This window comes from Pseudomonas parafulva (assembly GCF_002021815.1).
Lineage (GTDB): Bacteria > Pseudomonadota > Gammaproteobacteria > Pseudomonadales > Pseudomonadaceae > Aquipseudomonas > Aquipseudomonas parafulva_B.
The window spans coordinates 3,215,688-3,239,570 of sequence record NZ_CP019952.1 but is presented as its reverse complement, the minus strand read 5'-3'; the positions used below and the strand labels follow the sequence as shown (position 1 = coordinate 3,239,570).

The window sequence follows — 23,883 nt, the reverse complement described above, 5'->3', positions numbered from 1 at the left end:
AGCGGCCCCAATGTGCAACCAGCTACCTGAACTGCGCTCCTGTCCAGATGCAACCCACCAGACGGTGCAATTCGGCTGCTCTCGCGCAATTCATGGACCGAGCGTAACCCGTTGGGCGAAAAGCCATTTCGTTCGTTTGGCAACTCAGATTGCCAGCTTGTAAGGATTTTTTTACAAGCATCGACCAATTCTCGCAGCAAATCGGAAAACTTCCCCGGGCGTAAAGAAAGCTTGCCGGAGCACGGGTGCTCGGTTGCGCCGTCAGCCCCGTCCCTATCTTGCCTAAACCCCGGCCCCAAGGTGTTATAGCCCTCATTGCCCCGTGCAACAGCCCGCCGCAGAGCCGGTTGATAAAACAACAATTGGAGGCGCCATGTACGCCGATCACCTCGCCCACAAAGGCCATTACCCCAGGAACGCTGCGTTTTTTCCGCCGGAAACCACGCAACGCGTTGACGCCTGCGCGCTCGCAGGGTTATACAGTGCGCCGCGTTTTACCTGTGACCCCCTTGCGTACCGCGCACTCCTGACCCCGCCCGGTTGACTCGACCGCGCAGTTTCACCCTCAGGAAACAAGGTGACCACCTTGCCCATTCCGCTGCGCCACGAGCGCGGTGGGTCCGATTCCGTCACAGATAAAAACAATGCAGGTGACTTCGTTCATGAGTGGACACGACAAGCATTCAGGCGAGCTCAAGCGGGGCCTGAAGAACCGCCATATTCAGTTGATCGCTTTGGGTGGCGCCATCGGTACCGGCCTGTTCCTGGGTTCGGCAGGCGTGATGAAATCCGCCGGGCCCTCGATGATCCTGGGCTACGCGATCTGTGGCTTCATCGCTTTCATGATCATGCGCCAGTTGGGCGAAATGATCGTCGAGGAGCCCGTGGCCGGATCGTTCAGCCATTTCGCCCATACCTACTGGGGGGGCTTTGCCGGCTTCCTGTCGGGCTGGAACTGCTGGGTGCTGTACATCCTGGTGGGCATGTCCGAACTGTCTGCCGTGGGCAAGTACGTGCACTACTGGTGGCCGGAAATCCCTACCTGGGTGACAGCCGCTGCCTTCTTCGTGCTGATCAACGCCATCAACCTGATGAACGTGAAGTTCTTCGGCGAGGCCGAGTTCTGGTTTGCCATCATCAAGGTGGTGGCCATTGTCAGCATGATCGGCCTGGGTGCCTACCTGCTGACCAGCGGCAGCGGCGGGCCTGACGCGACCGTGGCCAACCTGTGGTCGCACGGTGGCTTCTTCCCCCATGGGGTCAGTGGGTTGGTGATGGCCTTGGCGTTCATCATGTTCTCGTTCGGGGGGCTGGAGATGCTCGGCTTCACGGCCGCAGAAGCTGACAAGCCCAAGACCGTGATCCCCAAGGCCATCAACCAGGTCATCTACCGTATCCTGATTTTCTACGTCGGCGCGTTGGTGATCCTGTTGTCGCTCACGCCATGGGACACCTTGGTCGCCAGCATCGATGCCTCCGGCGGCAGCTACGGCAGCAGCCCGTTCGTGCAGGTGTTCTCGTTGCTGGGCAGCGATGTGGCCGCCAACCTGCTGAACTTCGTGGTCCTGACCGCGGCCTTGTCGGTGTACAACAGCGGCACCTACTGCAATGCCCGCATGTTGCTGGGCATGGCCGAGCAGGGCGATGCGCCGGCTGCCCTGGCCAAGGTCGACAAGCGTGGCGTACCGGTGCGTTCGATTCTGGTGTCGGCGGCCGTAACCCTGATCGCCGTGCTGCTCAACTACCTGATGCCTTCCAGCGCGCTGGAGCTGCTGATGTCGCTGGTCGTGGCCACCCTGGTGATCAACTGGGCCATGATCAGCTACTCGCACCTCAAGTTCCGCCAGCACCTCAACCGCACGGGCCAGAAACCCCTGTTCAAGGCGCTGTGGTACCCCTATGGCAACTATGTGGTGCTGGCGTTCGTGGTCCTGATCCTGGGCATCATGCTGCAGATTCCGGGTATCCAGGTTTCCGTCTACGCCATTCCGGTCTGGTTGCTCTGCATGTTCGTCGCTTATGTCATCAAGTCACGGCGCAAGGGCGTTGTCCCTGCGGCCATTGGCAGCACCGCCAAATAAGCATCGTACAGCCGCATGCGAAACCCGAAGCGTTGCCCGCTTCGGGTTTCTTCTTTTCTGCGTGTCAGATCTGTTCCAGCAGCCACGCCCTGAACGCCCGCAGCGAAGGTAGCGCCTCGTTACGCGGTGGATAGATCAGGTAATAACTGCGCTGACTGGCGAATGCCAGGCCTGGGCTGTACAGCGCTCCTTTGGCCAGCTCGTCTTGCACGAGCACGCGGGGCACCAGGCCCACCCCAATCCCCGCCTGCACGGCCTGAATCAAGTGCGAGGTCAACTCGAAGCTGGGGCCCAGGCGCATGCTTCGGTGGGGCAGGCCGTGGTGCGAGAACCATTCACCCCAGGCATGGGGGTTGTTGGCCACGTTCAACAGCAACTGCTCGCTGATGCGGGTGGGGCTCCAGTGCGGTTGTTCGTTCGCGGCCTGCGCCGGGAGAATCACCAGCAGCTCCTCGGCATGCAGGCGATGGCTGATCAGCCCCGGCAGGTCACGGCTGGCCACGCCAATGGCGGCGTCGATCTCGCTGGTGTCGAAGTCGATGGCTTCGATCCGTGAATGCAAGTGCACGAGCATGCCAGGGTGCGCCTTGTAGAAGTCGTTCAGGCGCGGCAACAGCCATTTGGAGCCAAAGGTGGGCAGGGTGGCCAGGCGCAGTGTGCCGACCCCGGACTGGTAGGCCAGCGCCTGGAGGGTCGCGCCCCGAATGCGGCCCAGTGCTTCGCTGAGCTCGCGCTGGTACAGCCGGCCGACGTCCGTCAACCGTACCTGGCGACCCTCGCGGCGAAACAGGGTAAGGCCCAGTTGCTGTTCCAGCGCCTGAACCTGCCGGCTGACCGCGCTCTGGGTCAGCGACAGTTCAGTGGCGGCGCGGGTGTAGCTCTGGTGCCTGGCGGCCGCCTCGAAGGCCAGCAGCAGGGACATGGACGGGGTCAGGTGGCGGTAATTCATTCATGAAAGTCATCGATAGCGGCAGGATTATCCGTTTGCCCCTGGCGCAAAACTACAGGAACATTGCCACATACGTCACCGTTGCCGGCACCACCCATGCCGCCACGACATCTTTTCCGTGAATCAGCCCTATTCCGAGGCCGTCCTTCGATGATCGCCCAGCTACCTACCGTTGCCCCTGACGCCGACTACCCGGCATTTCTCCAAGCCCTGCGTGACAGTGGTTTCCGTGGCCAGATCAGCGCCGACTACGGTACCCGAACCGTCCTGGCCACCGACAACTCCATCTACCAGCGTCTGCCGCAGGCCGCGGTGTTCCCCCTGGACGCCGATGACGTGGCGCGGGTCGCCACGCTGATGGGCGAGCCGCGTTTCCAGGCGATCAAACTGACCCCGCGCGGCGGCGGCACGGGCACCAATGGCCAGTCGTTGACCGATGGCGTGGTCGTGGACCTGTCGCGGCACATGAACGGCATTCTTGAAATCAATGCCGAGCAGCGTTGGGTGCGGGTGCAGGCGGGTGTGGTCAAGGACCAGCTCAACGCCGCCCTCAAACCCCATGGCTTGTTCTTTGCGCCTGAACTGTCCACGTCGAACCGGGCGACCGTGGGTGGCATGATCAACACCGACGCCAGCGGGCAGGGCAGTTGCACCTATGGCAAAACGCGCGACCATGTGCTTGAGCTGCACAGCATCCTGCTCGGGGGGGAACGCCTGCACAGCCTGCCGCTCGACGAAGAGGCGCTGCAGGCTGCGTGTACGGCGCCCGGTCGCGTGGGTCAGGTGTACCGCACGGCCCTGGATATCTGCGATACCCAGGCTGAACTCATCCGCACCACCTTTCCCCCGCTTAATCGCTGCCTGACCGGCTACGACCTGGCGCACCTGCGCGACGAGCAGGGCCGCTTCAACCTCAACAGTGTGCTGTGCGGCGCCGAGGGGTCGCTGGGGTATGTGGTCGAGGCCAAGCTCAACGTGCTGCCGATTCCCAAGTATGCCGTCCTGGTGAACGTACGGTACGCAAGCTTCATGGACGCGCTGCGCGATGCCAATGCCTTGATGGCGCAGCGGCCGCTGTCCATCGAGACCGTCGATTCCAAAGTGCTCGGGCTGGCGATGAAGGACATCGTCTGGCACAGCGTGGCCGAGTATTTCCCGGCCGACCCCGAGCGCCCCACGCTGGGCATCAACCTGGTCGAGTTCTGCGGTGATGACACCATCGAGGTCAACGCCAAGGTCCAGGCGTTTATCGATCACTTGCGCGCCGACACCAGCGTCGAGCGTCTCGGCCATACGCTGGCCGAGGGCGCTGAGGCGGTGACCCGCGTCTACGCCATGCGCAAGCGCTCGGTCGGCCTGCTGGGCAATGTCGAAGGCGAAGTGCGGCCGCAGCCCTTCGTCGAGGATACGGCGGTGCCACCGGAAAAACTCGCCGACTACATCGCCGAGTTCCGTGCCTTGCTCGACGGCTACGGGTTGGCGTACGGCATGTTCGGCCACGTCGATGCCGGCGTGCTGCACGTGCGCCCCGCGCTGGACATGAAGGACCCGGCTCAGGCGGCCTTGGTCAAGCCTGTCTCCGATGCGGTGGCTGCGTTGACCCGTCGCTACGGCGGTTTGTTGTGGGGCGAGCATGGCAAGGGCCTGCGTTCTGAGTACGTGCCCGAGTATTTTGGCGAGCTGTACCCGGCACTGCAGCGCCTCAAAGGCGCGTTCGACCCGCACAACCAGCTCAACCCCGGCAAGATCTGCACACCGCCCGGTGCCAGCGAGGGCCTGACCAAGGTCGATGGCGTGACCTTGCGTGGCGAGTTGGACCGCACCATCGATGAGCGGGTCTGGCAGGCCTATGGCAGCGCCGTGCATTGCAACGGCAACGGTGCCTGCTACAACTACGACCCGAACGACGCCATGTGCCCGTCGTGGAAGGCGACTCGTGAACGTCGGCACTCGCCCAAAGGGCGGGCTTCGCTCATGCGCGAGTGGTTGCGCCTGCAGGGTGATGCGGGCGTGGATGTATTGGAGGTGGCGCGCAAGCCGGTTTCATGGATCAAAGGGCTGCCTGCGCGGTTGCGCAACGAGCGGGCGCGGCGCCAGGGTCAGGCTGACTTTTCCCATGAAGTTTATGACGCAATGGCTGGCTGCCTGGCCTGCAAGTCCTGCGCAGGGCAGTGCCCGATCAAGGTCAACGTACCTGATTTTCGCTCGCGTTTTCTCGAGCTGTACCACACCCGGTACCAGCGCCCTCTGCGTGACTACTTGATCGGCTCGCTGGAGTTCACCATCCCCTATCTGGCCCATGCGCCTGGTCTGTACAACGCGGTGATGAGCTCGAAATGGGTCAGCCGCCTGCTGGCCGAGCAGGTAGGCATGGTCGATAGCCCGTTGATCAGCCGTTTCAACTTCCAGGCGACCCTGACACGCTGTGGCGTGGGCATGGCTACGGTGCCGGCGCTGCGCGAACTGACGCCTGCCCAACGCGAGCGCAGCATCGTGCTGGTGCAAGATGCCTTCACCCGTTACTTCGAGACGCCGTTGCTGTCGGCATTCATCGACTTGGCGCATCGCCTGGGCCACAAGGTTTACTTGGCACCGTACAGTGCCAATGGCAAGCCACTGCATGTTCAGGGCTTTCTGGGTGCCTTCGCCAAGGCCGCCGTGCGCAATGCCGCCCAGCTCAAGGCGTTGGCTGACTGCGGCGTACCGTTGGTCGGGCTGGATCCGGCCATGACCCTCGTCTATCGCCAGGAATACCTGAAAGTGCCTGGGCTCGAGGGGTGCCCCACTGTGCTGTTGCCTCAGGAATGGCTGCTGGGCGCACTGCCCGAGCAAGCGGCAGGGTGCACGTCCACCTTCCGTCTGATGGCCCATTGCACCGAGAAGACCAACGCCCCTGCCAGTACCCGGCAGTGGGAGCAGGTGTTCGAACGCATTGGGCTCAAGCTGATCACCGAGGCCACCGGCTGCTGCGGCATGTCAGGTACCTATGGACACGAGGCGCGTAATCAGCAGACCTCAAAGAACATCTTCGAACAGTCCTGGGCGCTGAAACTGGATAAGGAGGGGGAGCCATTGGCGACCGGTTATTCCTGCCGCAGCCAGGTCAAGCGCATGGCTGGGCGGCCGATGCGTCATCCATTGGAAGTGGTGTTGCAGTACGCCAGGGGCTGAAGGGAAACTTGCTCGACCGAGCGGTGTGAAAACGTGCTGAAACGCAAGGCGCCATATCAGCCGTTTTCACACAGCCAGTGCGCGCGGTCTAGTCCTGGTCGGCGCTGGTCTGATCGTCACCTTCCTGCTCGAGAGCAGGTGCCGAGTCAGCGTGGGCGGTAACGGTGGGCTCTTCTGGGTTCAGGCTTGGGAAGGGAAGATTCGGGATCTCATGCATCTCGTCGTTCCTCGCAAGTGTGAGTGAAAAGGCTGCGCCAGGCGCGTGTGAAGCTTCAAGAAGCTGGGGCAGGATACACAAGTCTGGATGACAGTTTGGCTTTTTTCCTACGCTCGGTTAGCCCAGCGGATCGATCAACTCAGGTCATGCCGCAGGCTCAAGGCTGTTCTGGCTGCATAAAAAGGCGTGACCGACGGCCACGCCCGTGTGAGCCCCGCGACTGAAGCCTTGGGCAGTTTACTTGCGCCCTTCGGCCGTCTCGGCAACTTTGTCGGTGCGTGCGCACATGATGAAGTCGTTACGGTGCAGGCCTTTGATCGAGTGGCTCCACCAGGTGACGGTCACCTTGCCCCACTCGGTCAGCAGTCCCGGGTGATGCCCTTCGGCCTCGGCAATTTCCCCGACGGCGTTGGTGAACGCCAGGGCATGCTTGAAGTTCTTGAACAAGAATACGCGCTCAAGCTCCATGTGGCCGTCACGCACTTCGATGTTCCAGTCCGGAATTTCGCGAATCAGCTCGGCCAGCTCCTGCTCGCTGACTTTTGGTGCATCGGCGCGGCAGGCTTCGCAGTGGGCTTGGTTCAAGGCATTCATACGTTGTTATCCATGTGGCGTTGTGAGTGGCAAGCAGCGTTCAAGCGGCAACCTTGGGTGGAAACTTCGGCGCGTGCAAGCCTAGCTGCTGGGCTTGCGCGACCATGCCCATGATGTCTTCGTGAGCAAGGTCGAACAGGCGCTTGAGCTCTGGCAGCACGAAGTACACCGGCTGCAGGATGTCGATCCGATAAGGGGTGCGCATGGCCTCGATGGGGTCGAAGGCCTGATGCTCGGGTTCGCCAGACAGGCTGTAGACCGTCTCCTTGGGCGAGGACAGAATGCCACCGCCGTAGATCTTGCGGCCGTTGGGTGTGTCCATCAGGCCGAATTCGATGGTCATCCAGTACAGGCGCGCCAGATAGACGCGCTGTTCCTTGGTGGCGGCCAGGCCCAGCTTGCCGTAGGTATGGGTGAATTCGGCAAACCAGGGGTTGGTCAGCAGCGGGCAGTGGCCGAAGATTTCGTGAAAGATGTCCGGTTCCTGGAGGTAGTCCAGTTCTTCGGGCGTGCGAATGAACGTTGCCACCGGGAAGCGCTTGCTGGCAAGCAGCTCGAAGAAGGTCTGGAACGGAATCAATGCCGGAACCCGTGCGACCTGCCAGCCGGTGGTTGCCCCCAGCACCTTGTTGATCTCACCTAGCTGCGGGATGCGGTCATGAGGCAGCTTCAACTGCTCGATACCGTCGAGGTATTCCTGACAGGCACGCCCTTCGATCACCTTCAGTTGGCGGGTGATCAACGTGTTCCACACGCCATGCTCCTGCTGCGGGTAATCGATGAACCCCTGCGCATCAGGCTCGCGTGCCACATAGTGGGTGTGCTTCATGGAGGTCTCCTGATCAGCTCTTGTCGTTATGTACAGGTAGGCATCAGAAATAACCCGTTAATGCACAGTGCACATCTACTCATGGAGGGGATAGGGCCCAGGCGGGCACGCTATTTTGTAAGGATAATTTTACAAAACCCCTGAATTGTCCCAACATCAAGCTCCTGCAATGATCATCAGCGGTCATTTCGTAAGAATTCCTTTACAAGTTTTCCGCTCAGGCGGGAAGTTTTTGCCAGGCGTATCCCTTATGCGTATCAAAGTGCACTGCCAGAACCGTATCGGGATTCTGCGCGACATCCTCAACCTGTTGGTCGACTACGGCATCAACGTCTTGCGGGGCGAAGTAGGGGGTGACCATGGCAACGCCATCTACCTGCATTGCCCGAACCTCATCAACCTCCAGTTCCAGGCCCTGCGCCCCAAGTTCGAGGCCATCACGGGCGTATTCGGCGTCAAGCGCGTGGGGCTGATGCCCAGCGAGCGCCGGCACATGGAACTCAATGCGCTGCTTGGGGCGCTGGAGTTTCCCGTGCTCTCGATCGACATGGGTGGCAGCATCGTGGCGGCAAACCGGTCGGCAGCCCAATTGCTGGGGGTGCGGGTCGACGAAGTGCCCGGCCTGCCACTGGCTCGCTACGTGGACGACTTCGACTTGCCGGAACTGGTGCGCAGCAACAAGTCGCGTATCAACGGTCTGCGGGTACAGGTTAAGGGCCATGTGTTCCTGGCCGACATCGCGCCGTTGCAGTCCGAGCACGATGACAGCGAAGCGTTGGCCGGCGCCGTGCTCACCCTGCACCGTGCCGATCGTATCGGTGAACGTATCTACAATGTGCGCAAGCAGGAGTTGCGGGGGTTCGACAGCATTTTCCAGAGCTCACGCCTGATGGCTGCCGTTGTCCGTGAAGCAAGGCGAATGGCGCCGCTGGATGCGCCGCTGTTGATCGAAGGGGAGACCGGCACCGGCAAGGAGCTTCTGGCCAGGGCGTGCCACCTGGCGAGCCCGCGTGGGCAGTCGCCGCTGATGGCGCTCAACTGTGCCGGCTTGCCTGAGTCGATGGCCGAGACCGAGCTGTTCGGCTACGGGCCGGGCGCCTTCGAAGGTGCCCGCGCCGAAGGCAAGCTGGGGCTGCTGGAGCTGACAGCCGGCGGCACGCTGTTTCTCGATGGCGTGGCTGAAATGAGCCCGCGGCTTCAGGTGAAGTTGTTGCGGTTCTTGCAGGACGGATGTTTTCGCCGTGTGGGTAGCGACGAGGAGGTCTATCTGGATGTACGGGTGATCTGCGCCACGCAGGTGGACCTGTCCGAGCTCTGTGCCCGGGGCGAATTCCGCCAGGACTTGTACCACCGGCTCAACGTGCTGTCGTTGCACATTCCGCCCTTGCGCGAATGCATGGATGGGCTCGAGGGGCTGGTGCAGTTTTTTCTCGATCAGGCCAGTCGGCAGATCGGATGCGCCATGCCTCGCCTGGCGACAGGGGCGATGCAAAAGTTGGCCAGCTATGATTGGCCGGGTAACGTTCGGCAGTTGGAAAACGTGGTATTCCAGGCGGTGTCGTTATGTGAAAACGGTGTGGTCAAGAGTGAGCATGTGCGGTTACCCGATTATGGCGTGCGACAGCCGTTGGGGGATTTTTCACTGGACGGTGCATTGTCCGATATTGTCGGGCGTTTTGAAAAAGCTGTATTGGAAAGTTTGCTCAAGGAGTTTCCAAGCAGCCGAGCATTGGGCAAGCGCTTGGGCGTATCGCACACGACCATTGCCAATAAGTTAAAAGATTATTCACTTGGAAAATCAGCAGGGCACTGATTGGACTGTACTCAGGGTAGTGTTCTGTCGCTTTTAACTTTCAGTATTACTTGTGTGCAGACGGCCGCGAAGGGGGTCATTCGGCCCCCTTGGTCGCCGCGCTGTCAGCCGTTGGAGCAGCCGTTGCCCATCACGCGGTATTCCAGCACGTGGGTGTGGCCCTGCGAGTCGGCATAGGTCATGCGAGCGGGCACTACGCCGCAGACATTGGGGATTTCACTCATGGAAATGACGTGGTCGATGTCCAGGTGTTGCGAGTAACTGTACTGTTCAACCGGTGCCTGTTCGGCGGCCTGGGCTTCGTCGGCCATGGCCGTCCCGCACAGACTGCCCAGCAGTACTACCATTAAAGCTTTCATGTTTTATCTGCCTATTTAAGGTCGTGACGGTGCGCGCCGTGCGTGAGGCACTACGACAACCGTTAAGGTATTGATCAAGTTTGCAGAGAAGTGACAGTTGCCTTCGTGGGGGCGGTTACAGGTTGTCAATCTTCTTGCCGTTGCTGGCGAGATCAATTCTAGAACTGTGACCCAGGGTGAAACAGTGGGACTTTTGATAAAGTCTGTTGGTGAAATTGGTAATAATCCACGGCCTGCACCTTGCAAGGCAGCACAATGCCCGCGCTTGAGCGGTTGCGACCCGATCGACTGGCAAATTACTACCAACGTCGAATGGCGGTTATCGCTCTGGTACAGTTACATCGGTCCCATACAAAAACAACTATTACACCGAGGTAAACACGATGAGTGCGGCTCCACTGTATCCCGTTCGTCCCGAGATCGCGGCCACTACCCTGACAGACGAGGCCACCTACAAGGCCATGTACCAGCAGTCGGTGATCAACCCGGACGGCTTCTGGCGTGAGCAGGCCCAGCGCATCGACTGGATCAAGCCCTTCACCAAGGTCAAGCAGACTTCCTTCGATGACCACCACGTGGACATCAAATGGTTTGCCGACGGCACTCTGAACGTTTCCTCCAACTGCCTGGACCGTCACCTGGAAGAGCGTGGCGATCAACTGGCCATTATCTGGGAAGGCGACGACCCCTCCGAGCACCGCAACATCACCTACCGCGAACTGCACGAGCAAGTGTGCAAGTTCGCCAACGCCTTGCGCGGGCAAGACGTGCACCGCGGCGATGTGGTCACCATCTACATGCCGATGATTCCCGAGGCTGTGGTCGCCATGCTGGCATGCGCCCGTATCGGTGCAATCCATTCGGTCGTATTCGGTGGGTTCTCTCCCGAGGCCCTGGCAGGGCGCATCATCGATTGCAAGTCCAAGGTGGTGATCACTGCTGACGAAGGCGTGCGCGGCGGTCGCCGTACACCGCTCAAGGCCAATGTCGACCTGGCACTGACCAACCCTGAAACCAGCAGCGTGCAGAAGATCATCGTCTGCAAGCGCACCGGCGGCGACATTGCCTGGCACCAGCACCGCGACATCTGGTACGAAGACCTGATGAAAGTGGCTTCCAGCCACTGCGCGCCGAAGGAAATGGGGGCTGAGGAAGCCCTGTTCATCCTCTACACCTCCGGCTCGACCGGCAAGCCCAAGGGCGTGCTGCACACCACCGGTGGCTACCTGGTATACGCGGCGCTGACCCATGAGCGCGTGTTCGACTACCGCCCGGGCGAGGTGTACTGGTGCACCGCCGACGTCGGCTGGGTCACGGGCCACAGCTACATCGTCTACGGCCCGCTCGCCAACGGCGCCACCACCGTGTTGTTCGAAGGTGTGCCGAACTACCCGGACATCACCCGCGTGTCCAAGATCGTCGACAAGCACAAAGTCAACATCCTCTACACCGCACCCACCGCCATCCGCGCCATGATGGCCGAAGGGCAGGCGGCCGTAGACGGCGCCGACGGTTCCAGCCTGCGCCTGCTGGGCTCTGTGGGCGAGCCGATCAACCCCGAAGCCTGGAACTGGTACTACAAGACTGTGGGCAAGGAGCGTTGCCCGATCGTCGATACCTGGTGGCAGACCGAAACCGGCGGCATCCTCATCAGCCCATTGCCAGGTGCGACGGCGCTCAAGCCAGGCTCGGCCACGCGCCCGTTCTTTGGCGTGGTACCGGCCCTGGTGGACAACCTGGGCAACCTGATCGAAGGCGCGACCGAGGGCAACCTGGTGATCCTCGATTCATGGCCAGGCCAGTCGCGCTCGCTATACGGTGACCATGACCGGTTTGTCGATACCTACTTCAAGACGTTCCGGGGCATGTACTTCACCGGTGACGGCGCCCGCCGCGACGAGGACGGCTACTACTGGATCACCGGTCGCGTGGATGACGTGCTGAACGTCTCGGGCCACCGCATGGGCACCGCCGAGATCGAAAGTGCCATGGTGGCGCACGCCAAGGTGGCCGAGGCCGCGGTGGTGGGCGTGCCGCACGACATCAAGGGCCAGGGTATCTATGTCTACGTCACCCTCAATGCTGGCGTCGAGCCAAGCGAGCAACTGCGCCTTGAACTGAAGAACTGGGTGCGCAAGGAAATCGGCCCGATCGCCTCGCCGGATGTGATTCAGTGGGCACCGGGATTGCCAAAGACCCGTTCGGGCAAGATCATGCGCCGCATCCTGCGCAAGATTGCAACCGCCGAGTACGACGCGCTGGGGGACATCTCGACCTTGGCAGACCCAGGTGTTGTGCAGCACCTGATCGACACGCACAAGGCCATGAGCCTGGCCACGGCTTGACGGCACTGCGCGCGGTCCGAGATTCAAGCTTGATGGCAAGCTGATTTGGGGCGCGCCGCCAGTGCACCATCGTCCAGCACAGGCCCCGCCGGGTTAACCGGCGGGGTTTTTGCTTTATAGACCGCTGGGCCTGTTACCCGGCAGTGATCGGTTACTTTTCTGTCACCAGCAATGCGCTATGGCGGGGCGCCTGGAAACACTTGGCGCTGTTTAGGGGCATTTTGGCTGTCTTGTAGAACGCTCCATCACGCTACACTTGCCGTCCCACAAGGGTTTGCCAATAATAGGCCCAGGATTTGCTAGATTCATGGGTTCAACCTCTTGCGCTTTTGCATATTCTGCATTGGCTGTCAACATCGCCCGCAGCGGTTTCAGGCGCTTCTGTAAGTAGTTGTCGCTTTGAAGAAATTTCGACTACCGGGCTGTCGTTAAAATGCCATTCACTCGCTCGTGGTCTGCGACCTTGGTCGAACCCTGCGCGGCTCGCGTTGTAACCATTCGCATATCGGGCAGCTGTTACCTGCCTTGTATTGCCCCGTACCGATGGAGTTACCTGATGAAGAAGCTCGCACTGCTTGGCGCCCTGGCGCTGTCCGTGTTTTCCCTGGTATCGCAGGCCGATGAAAAACCGCTGAAAATCGGTATCGAAGCGGCTTACCCTCCTTTTGCCTTCAAGCAGCCCGATGGCAGCATCGCCGGCTTCGACTACGACATCGGCAACGCCCTGTGCGAAGAGATGAAGGCCAAGTGCACCTGGGTCGAGCAGGAGTTCGACGGCCTGATTCCTGCGCTGAAAGTGCGCAAGATCGACGCCATCCTGTCTTCGATGTCCATCACCGAAGACCGCAAGAAGTCGGTGGACTTCACCAAGCGTTACTACCTCACCCCGGCGCGTCTGGTGATGAAGGAAGGTACCGCGGTCACCGACAGCCTCGATGAGCTCAAGGGCAAGAAGATTGGCGTGCAGCGTGGCTCGATCCACGATCGCTTCGCCAAGGAAGTGCTCGCGCCCAAAGGCGCCACCGTGGTGCCATACGGCACGCAGAACGAAATCTACCTGGACGTGGCGGCTGGTCGCCTGGACGGCACCGTGGCCGACGCCACGCTGTTGGAAGATGGCTTCCTCAAGACCGATGCCGGCAAGGGCTTCGCGTTCGTAGGCCCTGCCTTCACCGACGTGAAGTACTTCGGTGACGGCGTCGGCATTGCCGTGCGCAAGGGTGACAAGGCCAACGTCGATCGCATCAATGCGGCCATCGATGCCATCCGTGCCAATGGCAAGTACAAAGAGATCGAGAAGAAATACTTCAACTTCGACATCTACGGCCCAGACGCGAACTGAGTCAGCCGTCAATCGCTATGCAATGGTGCAAACAGCAGAAGCGCTGAGGTTTGCACCATTTTTCATTCTCTAGGTCGAGGACCTCAACATGTTGAAAGGCTACGGGGCAGTCATCCTCGATGGGGCGTGGCTGACGCTACAGCTTGCCCTTTCGTCGATGGCCCTGGCCATCGTGCTCGGCCTGATCGGCGTGGCGCTGCGCTTGTCGCCCGTGCGCTGGCTGGCCTGGCTGGGCGACCTGTATTCCACGGTCATTCGCGGCATACCGGATCTGGTACTGATCCTGCTGATCTTCTATGGCGGGCAGGACATCATCAACCGCGTGGCGCCGCTGGTGGGCTACGAAGACTATATCGACCTGAACCCGCTGCTGGCAGGTATCGGTACGCTGGGCTTCATTTTCGGCGCCTACCTTTCGGAAACGTTCCGGGGTGCATTTCTGGGCATTCCAAAGGGCCAGGCCGAGGCGGGGGTCGCCTATGGCATGAATGCCCGGCAGGTGTTCTTCCGCATCCAGGTGCCGCAAATGATTCGCCTGGCGATTCCAGGCTTTACCAACAATTGGCTGGTGCTGACCAAGGCCACGGCGTTGATTTCGGTGGTCGGCCTGCAGGACATGATGTTCAAGGCCAAGCAGGCGGCCGATGCCACCCGTGAACCCTTCACCTTCTTCCTGGCAGTGGCCGCCTTGTACCTGGTGCTGACCAGCGTCTCGTTGCTGGCGCTGAAGTATCTGGAGCGCCGCTACTCGGTGGGTGTCAAGGTGACCGAATTATGATCTTCGACTACAACGTGGTCTGGGAAGCGTTGCCGATGTATTTCGACGGCCTGCTCACCACCCTCAAGCTGCTGGCAGTCTCGTTGTTCTTCGGCTTGCTGGCGGCCATTCCGCTGGGCTTGATGCGCGTGTCAAAGCGCCCGTGGGTCAACCTGCCGGCCTGGCTTTACACCTACGTCATTCGTGGCACGCCCATGCTGGTGCAGCTGTTCCTGATCTACTATGGTCTGGCGCAGTTCGAGGCCGTCAGGGCCAGCGTGTTCTGGCCCTTGTTGTCCAGCGCAACCTTCTGCGCGTGCCTGGCCTTTGCCATCAACACCAGCGCCTATACCGCCGAGATCGTTGCCGGCAGCCTCAAAGCCACGCCCCATGGCGAGATCGAGGCGGCCAAGGCCATGGGCATGTCGCGCATGAAGATGTACCGACGCATCCTGCTGCCGTCTGCGCTGCGCCGTGCGCTGCCGCAATACAGCAATGAAGTGATCATGATGCTGCAAACCACCAGCCTGGCGTCGATCGTGACCCTGATCGACATCACCGGTGCCGCGCGCACGGTCAATGCCCAGTACTACCTGCCTTTCGAGGCCTACATCACGGCGGGCGTGTTCTACCTGTGCCTGACCTTCATCCTGGTGCGCCTGTTCAAGATGGCCGAACGCCGCTGGCTCGGCTACCTGGCGCCGCGCAAGCACTGACCGCTCTGTGAGAATCGACAGCATGTACAAACTCCAAGTCCAAGACCTGCACAAGCGCTACGGCAGCCATGAGGTCCTCAAGGGCGTTTCCCTGGCGGCCAAGGCAGGCGACGTCATCAGCATCATCGGCTCCAGTGGGTCGGGCAAGTCCACCTTCCTGCGCTGCATCAACCTGCTGGAGCAGCCCCATGCAGGCAAGATACTGCTCAACAACGAAGAGCTGAAACTGACCCCCGGCAAGGATGGCGCACTCAAGGCAGCTGATGCGCGCCAGCTGCAACGCATGCGCTCGCGCCTGGCGATGGTGTTCCAGCATTTCAACCTGTGGTCGCACATGACGGCGCTGGAGAACATCATCGAGGCGCCAGTGCATGTGCTGGGGGTCAGCCGCAAGGAGGCACTGGAGAAGGCCGAGCACTACCTTGAGAAGGTCGGGGTTGCCCACCGCAAGGATGCCTTCCCGGGGCACATGTCCGGTGGCGAGCAGCAACGTGTGGCCATTGCGCGCGCACTGGCCGTTGAACCAGAGGTCATGCTGTTCGACGAACCGACCTCGGCCCTGGACCCTGAACTGGTTGGCGATGTGCTCAAGGTGATGCAGGCACTGGCCCAGGAAGGCCGGACCATGGTGGTGGTGACCCACGAAATGGGTTTTGCCCGCGAGGTGTCCAACCAGTTGGTGTTCCTGCACAAGGGCCTGGTCGAAGAGACCGGCTGCCCCCGTGAGGTGCTGGCCAACCCGCGTTCGGAACGCCTGAAGCAGTTCCTGTCCGGCAGCCTGAAGTAAAAGCTGCTTTTTTGCACCACGATAGGGCATGCTGCGTGTCACGCGCAGCCTGACCCGGCGCATCGAATCGAACGATCTCAGGTTTCGGACCTTACCCTATGACCACCCAGCGAATTGGTTTTCTCATCTGGCCCAGCACCCGGCCACTGACCCTGGCGCTGGCCGAAGAAGTCCTGCAGGTGGCGCAGCGGGTCCATCCCGACGTGGTTTACGAAACCCTGTTCCTGCAAGCCGAAGCCCCGGTCGAAGGCAGCTGGCGCATGCCCGGCGAACCTTGGAACGGGCGCCTGGAAGGGTGCCACAAGCTGTTTTTGATGGCCGATGAGGCGCCGGGCAACATCGGGGCTGCGCTGTCGACGGCGCTCAAGCAATTGGCCCGCAGCGGCTGCATGATTGGCGGGCTGTCTGCCGGAGTCTACCCACTGGCCATGCTTGGCCTGCTCGACGGTTACCGCGCAGCCGTGCATTGGCGCTGGCAGGACGATTTTGCCGAGCGCTTCCCCAAGGTCATCGCCACTAGTCATCTATTCGACTGGGACCGTGATCGCCTGACGGCCTGCGGCGGTATGGCGGTCACCGACCTGTTGCTGGCAGTGCTGGCCCGTGACCATGGCGCTGAGCTGGCAGGCGCGGTGTCCGAGGAACTGGTGGTCGAGCGTATTCGCGAGGGCGGTGAGCGCCAGCGCATCCCGCTGCAGAACCGGCTGGGCTCGAGCCACCCCAAGCTCACCCAGGCGGTGCTGTTGATGGAGGCCAACATCGAGGAGCCGCTGACCACCGATGAAATTGCCCAGCATGTCTGCGTGTCACGGCGACAGCTCGAGCGCATCTTCAAACAATACCTGAGCCGGGTGCCGAGCCAGTATTACCTGGAACTGCGCTTGAACAAGGCACGGCAGATGCTGATGCAGACCAGCAAGTCCATCATCCAGATAGGCCTGTCGTGCGGCTTCTCCTCCGGCCCGCATTTCTCCAGCGCCTACCGTAACTTCTTTGGCGCCACCCCCCGTGAAGACCGCAATCAGCGACGCAACAGTAGCCCGTTCGAACTGAGCTCCGCGCCGGCTGAAAAAGGTTAGTCGACGTGCCGGCACGCCCGGGCTGCACAACGAGGTGAACACCCGTTCACCCAGCTTCTTCTCTGCCGTACACTGCGCGATTGCGACAGTGTTTGTCGCATTGCCGAAAGCCCGCCCGAATGCCGGTTTTGCGCTGTAACAAGTTGTCGCTTGGCCGCAAGGCCACGCGCTGATCGTTCCTTACAATCCCCCCCATCGCTCGCCACTTCCAGGTCAGCGATCCTCTTCAGGAGACTCAGATGTCCGTTGAGCAAGCCCCGGTGCTACGTGCCGATTTCGATCAGGTCATGGTCCCCAATTACTCCCCGGCGGCCTTCATTCCTGTGCGAGGCGAGGGCTCCCGTGTCTGGGACCAGACTGGCCGTGAATTGATCGACTTTGCCGGTGGCATCGCTGTCAATGCCCTGGGCCACTGCCATCCGGCCTTGGTCAAGGCTCTGACCGATCAGGCCAATACCCTGTGGCATGTATCCAACGTCTTCACCAACGAGCCGGCCCTGCGCCTGGCTCACAAGCTGGTTGAGGCCACGTTTGCCGACCGAGCGTTCTTCTGCAACTCTGGCGCCGAGTCCAACGAGGCGGCGTTCAAGTTGGCCCGCCGTGTAGCCCACGACCGCTTCGGCCCTGAAAAGCACGAGATCATCGCAACGCTCAACAGCTTCCACGGCCGCACGTTGTTTACCGTGAGCGTGGGCGGCCAGCCAAAGTATTCCGATGGTTTCGGGCCGAAAATCACGGGTATCAGCCACGTGCCCTACAACGACCTGGAAGCGTTGAAGGCGCGCATTTCCGACAAGACCTGCGCTGTGGTGATCGAGCCGATCCAGGGCGAAAGTGGTGTGGTGCCGGCTGACAAGGCCTACCTGGAAGGCGCGCGCGCCTTGTGCGACCAGCACAATGCCCTGCTGATATTCGACGAGGTGCAGACCGGTGTCGGTCGTACCGGGTCGCTGTATGCCTACCAGCACTATGGCGTGACGCCCGACATCCTGACCAGCGCCAAGAGCCTGGGCGGCGGCTTCCCCATCGGCGCCATGCTCACCACCAATGACTTGGCCAAGCACCTGGCTGTCGGCACCCACGGTACGACCTATGGCGGCAACCCGCTGGGCTGCGCGGTGGCCTGCGCCGTGCTGGACGTGATCAACACCCCGCAGACCCTGGCAGGCATCAAGGCCAAGCATGAGCGTTTCAAGTCTCGTCTGGAGCAGATCGGCCGCGACAATGGGCTGTTCAGTCATGTGCGCGGCGTGGGCCTGCTGATCGGTTGTGTGCTTTCCGAGGCCTGGCAGGGCAAGGCCAAGGACGTGCTCAACGCCGCTGAGAAGGAAGGCGTCATGGTGTTGCAGGCAGGGCCTGACGTGGTGCGTTTCGCACCTAGCCTGGTGGTCGAGGATGCCGACATCGACGAAGGCCTGCAGCGCTTCGAACGTGCCGTGATCACCTTGACCCAAGGCTGAGCCGGCTCGCAGGGTTGGCGCCGCGCCGGTGCAACACCGGCCGGTGAGCCCGGATTCCAACGCAGGCGCCTGGCGCCTGCCTTTTTCACGCGCCGCCATTGGCAGCGCGTTTTCCAAGGAGTGACACCATGCTGGTGATGCGCCCGGCGCAAATGGCTGATCTGAACGAAGTGCAGCGAATGGCTGCGGACAGCCCCATTGGTGTCACCTCGTTGCCGGACGACAGCGCTCGGCTGGGCGACAAGATCGCCGCCTCCGAGACCTCCTTCGCCGCCGAGGTCAGCTTCAATGGCGAGGAGCGCTACTTCTTCGTGCTCGAAGACAGCGAGACCGGCAAGCTGGCTGGCTGCTCGGCCATAGTCGCCTCGGCAGGGTATTCCGAGCCTTTCTACAGTTTTCGCAACGAAACGTTCGTCCACGCCTCGCGGGAACTGAAAATCCACAACAAGATTCACGTCCTGTCGCTGTGTCACGACCTGACCGGCAACAGCTTGCTGACCAGTTTCTACGTGCTGCCCGAGCTTGTGGGCAGTGGGTGGGCCGAGCTCAACTCACGGGGTCGCCTGTTGTTCATGGCATCGCACCCCGAGCGTTTTGCCGAGTCGGTTGTGACGGAAATCGTCGGCTTTAGCGACGAGCAGGGCGAGTCGCCCTTCTGGGACGCCATCGGGCGCAACTTCTTCGACTTGAGCTATGCCGATGCCGAGCGCCTGTGCGGCCTCAAGAGCCGCACGTTCCTGGCCGAGCTGATGCCTCATTACCCCATCTATGTGCCCTTGCTGCCTGACGCTGCGCAGGAAGCCATGGGCCAGGTGCATCCGCGGGCACAGATCACCTTCGACATCCTCATGCGCGAAGGCTTCGAAACCGAGCACTACATCGACATCTTCGATGGCGGTCCCACCCTGCATGCCCGTACCTCGGGTATTCGTTCGATTGCGCAAAGCCGCGTGGCGCCCGTGAAGATCGAGCCGGTTGCGGCCCGCGGCACACGGCCGTACCTGGTCTGCAACGGCCAGCTGCAAGATTACCGTGCCGTGCTGGTGGAACTGGACTGGGTACCTGGCAAGCCCGTCAGCCTGAGCCAGGAGGTGGCCGACGCCCTGGGGGTGGGTGAGGGTGCCAGTGTGCGGCTGGTCGCGGCCTGAGCGCCGCCCGCAATCTTGCAGGATTAGCAGAGTTTCGCGCCGGTTGATGCCGCCGCACAAGGAGATAGCATGATCGTTCGTCCTGTACGCAGCAGCGACCTGCCTGCGTTGATCGAATTGGCACGCAGCACCGGCACCACGGGGCTGACCACGCTGCCTGCCAACGAGGAACGCCTGGAGCATCGCGTCGGCTGGGCGGAAAAGAGCTTTCGCGGTGAAGCCGAGCGCGGTGATACCGACTACCTCTTCGTGCTGGAAAACGACGAAGGGCTGGTCGTGGGCATCAGTGCCATCGCTGGCGCCGTAGGCCTGCGCGAGCCCTGGTACAACTACCGCGTCGGGCTTACCGTCAGTGCGTCCCAGGAATTGAAGATCTACCGCGAGATCCCCACGCTGTTCCTGGCCAACGACCTGACCGGCAATTCCGAGTTGTGCTCGCTGTTCCTGCGCCATGACTACCGCTCAGGGCTCAATGGTCGGCTGCTGTCCCGGGCGCGCATGCTGTTCATCGCCGAGTTTCCCGAGCTGTTCGGCCAGAAGATCATGGCGGAGATGCGTGGCATGTCCGATGCCCAAGGGCGCTCGCCGTTCTGGGAGAGCCTGGGCCGCCATTTCTTCAAGATGGAATTCAGCCAGGCCGACTACTTGACGGGGGTGGGCAACAAGTCGTTCATCGCCGAGCTGATGCCCAGGTTCCCGCTTTACACCTGCTTCCTGTCCGAAGCGGCGCGCAGCGTGATCGGCCGGGTGCATGCCGACACCGAGCCGGCATTGGCCATGCTCAAACAGGAAGGCTTCACTTATCAGGGGTACGTGGACATCTTCGACGCCGGGCCTGCCATCGAATGCGATACGGCCCGCATCCGCGCGGTACGCGACAGCCAGACATTGGTACTGGCCATCGGTACGCCTGGTGAGGATGCCACGCCATTCATCATCCACAACCGTAAGCGCGACGACTGCCGCATCACGGCCGCCCCGGCTCGGCTGGCGGCGGGTACGTTGGTGGTCGACCCGCTGACGGCCAAGCGCCTGCGCATGGGTGCAGGCGACAACGTGCGGGCCGTGCCCCTGTCGGCCGCCCGGGAGGGCCAGTAAATGACCACGCATTACATCGGCGGTAACTGGGTAGCCGGGCGCGGCGAGCCCCTGGCATCGCTCAACCCGGTGAGCCAGGCGACCGTCTGGCAAGGGCAGGGGGCTGATGCAGGCCAGGTACAGGCTGCCGTACAGGCTGCGCGCCAGGCTTTTCCTGCCTGGGCGCACATGAGCCTGCAGGCGCGCATCGAGGTGCTGGAACAGTTTGCGGCGCAGCTAAAACAGCATGCCGACGCGCTGGCCTATTGCATTGGCGAGGAAACCGGCAAGCCCTTGTGGGAATCGGCTACCGAAGTCACCAGCATGATCAACAAGGTGGCAATCTCGGCGCAGAGCTACCGTGAGCGCACCGGCGAGAAGAGCGGCCCTCTGGCTGACGCCACTGCGGTGCTGCGCCACAAGCCCCACGGCGTGGTGGCGGTATTCGGGCCTTACAACTTTCCCGGTCATTTGCCGAACGGGCATATCGTCCCGGCGCTGCTGGCTGGAAACTGCGTGGTGTTCAAACCCAGTGAGCTGACGCCCAAGGTGGCCGAGCTGACCGTCAATTGCTGGATTGCCGCGGGCCTGCCCGCCGGGGTGTTGAACCTGGTGCAAGGTGGCCGTGAAACGGGCGTGGCCTTGGCCGCCGACCCCGGTATCGATGGGTTGTTCTTCACTGGCTCCAGTAGTACCGGCCACCTTCTGCACCAGCAGTTCGCCGGCCGCCCCGACAAGATTCTGGCCTTGGAGATGGGCGGGAACAACGCGCTGGTAGTGGACGAAGTCCAGGACCTTGACGCTGCGGTCTATACCATCGTTCAGTCGGCCTTCATTTCGGCGGGCCAGCGCTGCACCTGCGCACGCCGTCTGCTGGTGCCGCAGGGCCCATGGGGCGATCAGTTGCTGGAACGGCTGGTCCAGGTGAGCTGTACCCTGGCCGTAGGTGCTTTCGATCAGCAACCGGCCCCGTTCATGGGGTCGGTGATTTCCCTGCAGGCGGCGCAGGCGCTGCTGACCGCCCAGGCTGAGCTGATTGCAAAGGGCGGCGTCAGCCTGCTGGAGATGACGCAGCCGCAGCATGATGCCGCCTTGCTGACCCCGGGTATCGTCGATGTCACGGGCGTGACGCTGCGCAAGGATGAGGAGTTTTTCGGGCCGCTGCTGCAGGTGCTGCGCTACCCCGATTTCGAGGCGGCCATCGCCGAAGCCAACAACACCCGTTATGGCCTGGCTGCCGGGTTGCTCAGCGATTCCCAGGCCCGCTATGAGCATTTCTGGCTACACAGCCGCGCAGGCATCGTCAACTGGAACCGCCAGCTCACCGGTGCAGCCAGCAGCGCGCCGTTCGGTGGGGTGGGCGCCAGTGGCAATCACCGGGCAAGCGCCTACTACGCAGCCGACTACTGCGCCTACCCCGTCGCGTCGCTGGAGGCCACCAGCCTGACCTTGCCGGCCACCCTGGCGCCGGGCGTCATACTATAACGATGGTCGGAGCCTTGCCGATGAAAGCATACGAAGTGAATTTTGACGGCCTGGTAGGGCCTACCCACAACTACGGTGGCTTGTCCTACGGCAACGTGGCCTCCCAGAGCAACAGCCACCAAGGGTCCAACCCGCGCGAAGCGGCGCGCCAGGGGCTGGCGAAGATGAAGGCGTTGGCCGACCTCGGCTTCAAGCAGGGGGTACTGGCGCCCCAGGAGCGCCCCGATGTGGCCGCGCTGCGCCAGCTTGGCTTCGCCGGCACCGATGCCCAGGTGATCCAGCGCGCCGCACGGGAGGCCATGCCGCTGCTGGTTGCCAGTTGCTCGGCGTCGAGCATGTGGGTGGCCAACGCCGCGACGGTCAGCCCCAGCGCCGATACGGCCGATGGGCGGGTGCACTTCACTGCTGCCAACCTCAACTGCAAATACCACCGCAGTATCGAGCACCCCACTACCAGTCGCGTGCTGGCAGCCATGTTCGGGGACGAGGCCCATTTCAGTCACCATCCCGCCTTACCGAGCGTCGCCCAATTCGGCGATGAGGGCGCCGCGAACCATACGCGGTTCTGCCGCGATTATGGGCAGGCTGGGGTCGAATTCTTCGTCTATGGCCGCAGTGCCTTCGACAGCCGCTACCCGGCACCTCAGAAATACCCGGCCCGGCAAACCCTCGAAGCGTCCCAGGCCGTGGTCCGCCTGCACGGGCTCAGCGCCGACGCGGTGGTCTATGCTCAGCAAAATCCCGCGGTGATCGACCAGGGTGTGTTTCACAACGATGTGATCGCGGTCGGTAATGGGGAGGTGCTGTTCTACCATGAGGATGCGTTTCTCGACACCGAGGCCGTGCTCACCGAGCTTCGTGCCAAGCTGGCGGCCAAGGGCGGTGAGTTGCAGGCCATTTGCGTGCCGCGTGCCACCGTTTCGGTAGAGGATGCCGTGCGCTCCTACCTGTTCAACAGCCAGCTGCTCAGCCGCAACGATGGGTCGATGCTGCTGGTGGTGCCGGAGGAGTGCCGCAACAACGAGCGGGTCTGGACGTATCTGCAGCAGCTTACCAGCCTGGGCACAGCGGTGCGGGAGGTGCAGGTGTTCGACCTCAAGCAGAGCATGCAAAACGGTGGCGGGCCGGCTTGCCTGCGCCTGCGTGTGGCCCTGAACGAAACGGAACTGGCGGCGGTGAACCAAGGCGTTATCATGAGCGCCCCGTTGTACGAGACACTGCTGCAGTGGGTCGATCGGCACTACCGTGACCGTCTGGTCGACGCTGACCTGGCCGATCCTCTGTTGCTGCAGGAGTGCCGTACGGCACTGGACGAATTGACCCAGATACTCAAGTTGGGCTCGGTATACCCGTTCCAACGCCAACCTTGAAGAGAGAATTGCAATGACCGACGCCCTGCGCCTGATCCTGGAAGATCAAGACGGCACTCAGCTGGAAACTTCGTGCACGCGCTTTGCCGTGATGTGGCAAGGCAAGGAAGTATGGATCCAGCAGGACGGCCGCGGCCAACTGCTGATCGGGGTGGATGTGGAGGAGGGCGACGCCGAATATGCCAACCTGCTGCTGCGCCCCCTGGCGACCAACCTGGTCAGCCTGCAGCTGGAAATGGAGCCGGCCGACGTCGGCGAAGACGACGATCACGTTCACGGTCCGGACTGCGGCCACCATCACTGA

The 23,883-nt window shown here is 61.9% G+C and carries 20 protein-coding genes; 15 read left to right on the top strand and 5 right to left on the bottom strand.

Annotation, left to right across the window (positions count from 1 at the left end; all coding sequences use genetic code 11):
• Positions 1-662 precede the first annotated feature (662 nt).
• A complete protein-coding gene (locus tag B2J77_RS14465) occupies positions 663-2,081 on the top strand; it encodes an amino acid permease (protein WP_078479439.1) in 1,419 nt (472 codons plus the stop codon).
• A 64-nt stretch (positions 2,082-2,145) separates the two neighbouring features.
• Here the strand turns inward: B2J77_RS14465 and B2J77_RS14460 are convergent, their stop codons facing one another.
• Complete coding sequence (locus tag B2J77_RS14460; protein ID WP_078478904.1) at positions 2,146-3,030, bottom strand: LysR substrate-binding domain-containing protein; 885 nt, start codon at positions 3,028-3,030, stop codon at positions 2,146-2,148.
• A gap of 150 nt (positions 3,031-3,180) precedes the next feature.
• Here B2J77_RS14460 and B2J77_RS14455 point away from each other — a divergent pair, with 150 nt between their 5' ends.
• Entirely contained in the window at positions 3,181-6,201 is a 3,021-nt protein-coding gene (locus B2J77_RS14455; protein ID WP_078478903.1) for an FAD-binding and (Fe-S)-binding domain-containing protein, read from the top strand.
• Between the two features lie 88 nt (positions 6,202-6,289).
• Here the strand turns inward: B2J77_RS14455 and B2J77_RS21730 are convergent, their stop codons facing one another.
• The 3 genes from B2J77_RS21730 to phhA form a co-directional block, all read right to left on the bottom strand.
• Positions 6,290-6,418 (bottom strand): hypothetical protein, encoded by a 129-nt coding sequence (locus B2J77_RS21730; RefSeq protein WP_256675167.1) that lies wholly within the window; start codon positions 6,416-6,418, stop codon positions 6,290-6,292.
• 237 nt (positions 6,419-6,655) lie between these two features.
• Positions 6,656-7,012: a 4a-hydroxytetrahydrobiopterin dehydratase gene (locus tag B2J77_RS14450; protein WP_023533765.1), complete on the bottom strand. Its 357-nt coding sequence runs from the start codon at positions 7,010-7,012 to the stop codon at positions 6,656-6,658.
• A gap of 40 nt (positions 7,013-7,052) precedes the next feature.
• Positions 7,053-7,841: a phenylalanine 4-monooxygenase gene (gene phhA, locus B2J77_RS14445; RefSeq protein WP_058605580.1), complete on the bottom strand. Its 789-nt coding sequence runs from the start codon at positions 7,839-7,841 to the stop codon at positions 7,053-7,055.
• 250 nt (positions 7,842-8,091) lie between these two features.
• Here phhA and B2J77_RS14440 point away from each other — a divergent pair, with 250 nt between their 5' ends.
• The gene (locus B2J77_RS14440) at positions 8,092-9,654 is read left to right on the top strand and encodes a sigma-54-dependent transcriptional regulator (RefSeq protein ID WP_058637608.1); all 1,563 of its coding nucleotides are present in this window, start codon (positions 8,092-8,094) and stop codon (positions 9,652-9,654) included.
• Positions 9,655-9,758: 104 nt separating this feature from the next.
• Here B2J77_RS14440 and B2J77_RS14435 read toward each other — a convergent pair whose 3' ends face one another.
• Complete coding sequence (locus B2J77_RS14435) at positions 9,759-10,013, bottom strand: DUF2790 domain-containing protein (protein ID WP_027915912.1); 255 nt, start codon at positions 10,011-10,013, stop codon at positions 9,759-9,761.
• Positions 10,014-10,396: 383 nt separating this feature from the next.
• Here B2J77_RS14435 and acs point away from each other — a divergent pair, with 383 nt between their 5' ends.
• The 12 genes from acs to B2J77_RS14375 all read left to right on the top strand — a co-directional run bounded on the left by acs (position 10,397) and on the right by B2J77_RS14375 (position 23,883).
• Positions 10,397-12,358 (top strand): acetate--CoA ligase, encoded by a 1,962-nt coding sequence (acs, locus tag B2J77_RS14430; RefSeq protein ID WP_058605578.1) that lies wholly within the window; start codon positions 10,397-10,399, stop codon positions 12,356-12,358.
• A 556-nt stretch (positions 12,359-12,914) separates the two neighbouring features.
• The gene (locus tag B2J77_RS14425) at positions 12,915-13,700 is read left to right on the top strand and encodes an ABC transporter substrate-binding protein (protein WP_027915913.1); all 786 of its coding nucleotides are present in this window, start codon (positions 12,915-12,917) and stop codon (positions 13,698-13,700) included.
• Between the two features lie 88 nt (positions 13,701-13,788).
• Entirely contained in the window at positions 13,789-14,478 is a 690-nt protein-coding gene (locus B2J77_RS14420) for an ABC transporter permease (protein ID WP_058637609.1), read from the top strand.
• Positions 14,475-15,173, top strand: coding sequence for an ABC transporter permease (locus B2J77_RS14415; RefSeq protein ID WP_023533799.1), 699 nt, complete (start codon positions 14,475-14,477; stop codon positions 15,171-15,173). Before B2J77_RS14420 ends, B2J77_RS14415 begins: the two co-directional genes overlap by 4 nt.
• 22 nt (positions 15,174-15,195) lie before the next feature.
• Positions 15,196-15,960: an ABC transporter ATP-binding protein gene (locus B2J77_RS14410; protein WP_027915914.1), complete on the top strand. Its 765-nt coding sequence runs from the start codon at positions 15,196-15,198 to the stop codon at positions 15,958-15,960.
• A 98-nt stretch (positions 15,961-16,058) separates the two neighbouring features.
• Positions 16,059-17,039 carry a transcriptional regulator ArgR gene (gene argR, locus B2J77_RS14405; RefSeq protein ID WP_058637610.1) on the top strand — a complete coding sequence of 327 codons (981 nt, stop codon included), beginning with the start codon at positions 16,059-16,061 and terminating at the stop codon, positions 17,037-17,039.
• A gap of 239 nt (positions 17,040-17,278) precedes the next feature.
• Complete coding sequence (locus tag B2J77_RS14400) at positions 17,279-18,499, top strand: aspartate aminotransferase family protein (protein WP_058637611.1); 1,221 nt, start codon at positions 17,279-17,281, stop codon at positions 18,497-18,499.
• Positions 18,500-18,627: 128 nt separating this feature from the next.
• Positions 18,628-19,647 carry an arginine/ornithine succinyltransferase subunit alpha gene (aruF, locus tag B2J77_RS14395; RefSeq protein WP_023533801.1) on the top strand — a complete coding sequence of 340 codons (1,020 nt, stop codon included), beginning with the start codon at positions 18,628-18,630 and terminating at the stop codon, positions 19,645-19,647.
• A 69-nt stretch (positions 19,648-19,716) separates the two neighbouring features.
• Positions 19,717-20,745, top strand: coding sequence for an arginine N-succinyltransferase (gene astA, locus B2J77_RS14390; RefSeq protein WP_023533743.1), 1,029 nt, complete (start codon positions 19,717-19,719; stop codon positions 20,743-20,745).
• Positions 20,746-22,209, top strand: coding sequence for a succinylglutamate-semialdehyde dehydrogenase (gene astD, locus B2J77_RS14385; RefSeq protein WP_058637612.1), 1,464 nt, complete (start codon positions 20,746-20,748; stop codon positions 22,207-22,209).
• Between the two features lie 20 nt (positions 22,210-22,229).
• Entirely contained in the window at positions 22,230-23,579 is a 1,350-nt protein-coding gene (astB, locus tag B2J77_RS14380; RefSeq protein WP_058637613.1) for an N-succinylarginine dihydrolase, read from the top strand.
• Between the two features lie 13 nt (positions 23,580-23,592).
• On the top strand, positions 23,593-23,883 hold the full coding sequence (locus tag B2J77_RS14375; protein WP_058637614.1) for a hypothetical protein: 291 nt from the start codon (positions 23,593-23,595) through the stop codon (positions 23,881-23,883).

What these genes read in the sequence shown, in the direction of transcription:
- phhA (WP_058605580.1), bottom strand. Translation starts at nt 7,841, where the DNA reads ATGAAGCACACCCACTATGTGGCACGCGAGCCTGATGCGCAGGGGTTC.
- B2J77_RS14400 (WP_058637611.1), top strand. Translation starts at nt 17,279, where the DNA reads ATGTCCGTTGAGCAAGCCCCGGTGCTACGTGCCGATTTCGATCAGGTC.
- B2J77_RS21730 (WP_256675167.1), bottom strand. Translation starts at nt 6,418, where the DNA reads ATGCATGAGATCCCGAATCTTCCCTTCCCAAGCCTGAACCCAGAAGAG.
- acs (WP_058605578.1), top strand. Translation starts at nt 10,397, where the DNA reads ATGAGTGCGGCTCCACTGTATCCCGTTCGTCCCGAGATCGCGGCCACT.
- B2J77_RS14425 (WP_027915913.1), top strand. Translation starts at nt 12,915, where the DNA reads ATGAAGAAGCTCGCACTGCTTGGCGCCCTGGCGCTGTCCGTGTTTTCC.
- B2J77_RS14450 (WP_023533765.1), bottom strand. Translation starts at nt 7,012, where the DNA reads ATGAATGCCTTGAACCAAGCCCACTGCGAAGCCTGCCGCGCCGATGCA.
- B2J77_RS14375 (WP_058637614.1), top strand. Translation starts at nt 23,593, where the DNA reads ATGACCGACGCCCTGCGCCTGATCCTGGAAGATCAAGACGGCACTCAG.
- B2J77_RS14460 (WP_078478904.1), bottom strand. Translation starts at nt 3,030, where the DNA reads ATGAATTACCGCCACCTGACCCCGTCCATGTCCCTGCTGCTGGCCTTC.
- astB (WP_058637613.1), top strand. Translation starts at nt 22,230, where the DNA reads ATGAAAGCATACGAAGTGAATTTTGACGGCCTGGTAGGGCCTACCCAC.
- aruF (WP_023533801.1), top strand. Translation starts at nt 18,628, where the DNA reads ATGCTGGTGATGCGCCCGGCGCAAATGGCTGATCTGAACGAAGTGCAG.
- B2J77_RS14410 (WP_027915914.1), top strand. Translation starts at nt 15,196, where the DNA reads ATGTACAAACTCCAAGTCCAAGACCTGCACAAGCGCTACGGCAGCCAT.
- B2J77_RS14455 (WP_078478903.1), top strand. Translation starts at nt 3,181, where the DNA reads ATGATCGCCCAGCTACCTACCGTTGCCCCTGACGCCGACTACCCGGCA.
- argR (WP_058637610.1), top strand. Translation starts at nt 16,059, where the DNA reads ATGACCACCCAGCGAATTGGTTTTCTCATCTGGCCCAGCACCCGGCCA.
- B2J77_RS14440 (WP_058637608.1), top strand. Translation starts at nt 8,092, where the DNA reads ATGCGTATCAAAGTGCACTGCCAGAACCGTATCGGGATTCTGCGCGAC.
- astD (WP_058637612.1), top strand. Translation starts at nt 20,746, where the DNA reads ATGACCACGCATTACATCGGCGGTAACTGGGTAGCCGGGCGCGGCGAG.
- B2J77_RS14465 (WP_078479439.1), top strand. Translation starts at nt 663, where the DNA reads ATGAGTGGACACGACAAGCATTCAGGCGAGCTCAAGCGGGGCCTGAAG.
- astA (WP_023533743.1), top strand. Translation starts at nt 19,717, where the DNA reads ATGATCGTTCGTCCTGTACGCAGCAGCGACCTGCCTGCGTTGATCGAA.
- B2J77_RS14420 (WP_058637609.1), top strand. Translation starts at nt 13,789, where the DNA reads ATGTTGAAAGGCTACGGGGCAGTCATCCTCGATGGGGCGTGGCTGACG.
- B2J77_RS14435 (WP_027915912.1), bottom strand. Translation starts at nt 10,013, where the DNA reads ATGAAAGCTTTAATGGTAGTACTGCTGGGCAGTCTGTGCGGGACGGCC.
- B2J77_RS14415 (WP_023533799.1), top strand. Translation starts at nt 14,475, where the DNA reads ATGATCTTCGACTACAACGTGGTCTGGGAAGCGTTGCCGATGTATTTC.